1 protein-coding gene and 1 pseudogene are annotated in these 1,592 nt (G+C 67.1%); one reads left to right on the forward strand and one right to left on the reverse strand.

Features of this window, described 5'->3' with window-relative positions; translation table 11 throughout:
- Window positions 1-1,017: IS701 family transposase (locus Q7A36_RS39675; protein ID WP_305109299.1), on the forward strand; the 1,017-nt coding region annotated here is incomplete at its 5' end.
- Here Q7A36_RS39675 and Q7A36_RS39680 read toward each other — a convergent pair.
- Window positions 969-1,442: pseudogene (locus tag Q7A36_RS39680) on the reverse strand (IS6 family transposase); the annotation flags it as partial. The gene Q7A36_RS39675 and the pseudogene Q7A36_RS39680 overlap by 49 nt on opposite strands.
- Window positions 1,443-1,592: the final 150 nt, after the last annotated feature.

Below are 1,592 nucleotides of genomic sequence, written 5' to 3' on the forward strand. Positions count from 1 at the left end.
GAGATGTGGCTGCTGCCCTTTGTGGCGATGTTCACACGGCCGTCATGGCTGAATGCGGTCGCGCTGGCGACCGGAGCATTGCTGTGCGTGAACCGGCGGACGGTGTGCGCGGCTTTGCGGGCGGTGGACGGCAGCACGGACAAGGGGTTCAGCCGGTTCCACCGCTTTCTCTCGCGCGCGGAGTGGTCGGGCCTCCGAGGCGCGAGGATCCTGCTTGGCCTGCTGCAAAAGACGTTCGTGCCGGAGGGCGAGCCGCTGGTGATCGCCACTGACGACTCCGTCGAGCGGCGGCGCGGCGCCAAGATCCGTGACAAGGGGATCTGGCGCGATGCCGTGCGCTCGAGCCGTGGCTTCTTCGTCAAGGCCATGGGCCTACGGTGGCTGTCGCTGCAGGTGGTGGCCAGACCCGGCTTCGCCAGCCGAACCTGGGGATTGCCGTTCCTGACGATCCTGAGCCGCTCGGAGCAGGCTGACGCCAGGCGGAAGCGCCGGCACCAGACACTGCCGGAGAAGGCCACCTGGGCCATGCGCCTGGTCGCTCGCTGGTGCCCCGGCCGACAGCTGGTGATGGTGGGGGACGGCGGCTACGCCAGCCTGGACCTGTTCTGGACACTGCGGAAGCGCGTGGTGTGTGTGGCGCGCTGCCGGATGGACGCGCGCTTCTACAACCCGCCACCGCCGCGCAAGAAGGGGCAGAAAGGTAGGCCGCGCGTGGTCGGCACCCGCCAGCTGACGCCGCGGACCCGGGCGGCGCGGAAAGCAACAACCTGGGTGCGCATGACCGTCCCGGGGTGGCGGACGAAGGACGGCAAGAACGACCGGGAAGTCGATGTCGCAACCGGCAAGGCGCTGTGGAATGCCCAGGGCAAGACCCTACCGGTGCGCTGGGTGCTGACCAGGGACCCGGCCGGGGGTTTTGTCAGAACTCGTGCCAGACCCGACGACGTGAGGCGAAAGCCAAGGTCAGTTTACGCCGCTTCGAGAACGGCGAGCACACTGGTGGCGCGACGGAGGTGAAGCAGGCGACGGCGGCGGGCAGAGACGTATTGGTTGTGGCGCGTGCAGGGGCGGAGGAAGTTGCGAAGCTCGTCGTAGCTTCGACAGAACCGCTCCGCTGACGCGAAGCTCTTGAAGCCCCGCATACATCGCGTGCGCCCTTTCACGCCCCGGTGGTCTTGTTCCAGCCTATTGTTTTTGTAGGCGCTGGTCCGGTGCTCGACATCGCGGCCGAGCGTGCTGCGGATCGCCCGCGGATAGGATCCGTGCCCGTCCGTGGTGACCTGATCAGGCGTCATTTCCGTGACCGACTTGGCCGAGCGAAAGAAGGCCTGGGCCGCCGCCATGTCGCGATGCTCGCTGAGCATGGTGTCGACCAAGTTGCCGTCGCGGTCGATGGCCCGATACAGATAAGCCCAGCGGCCACCGACCTTCAGGTACGTCTTCTCTATCCCGGCCGAGCCGGTCAAGACGGTTCACGCCATTGCGTCGTCTCCTGTGGTTCCTTGGCGCAGACGGTCGATGCGTCGTTGCCCTATGCCGCTGCCGCGGCGTGTTCCCGGAGGCGACAGTCTTCTCTACGTGCTCGGCGCCAT

Source organism: Paracraurococcus lichenis (genome assembly GCF_030657435.1).
GTDB classification, from domain to species: domain Bacteria; phylum Pseudomonadota; class Alphaproteobacteria; order Acetobacterales; family Acetobacteraceae; genus Paracraurococcus; species Paracraurococcus lichenis.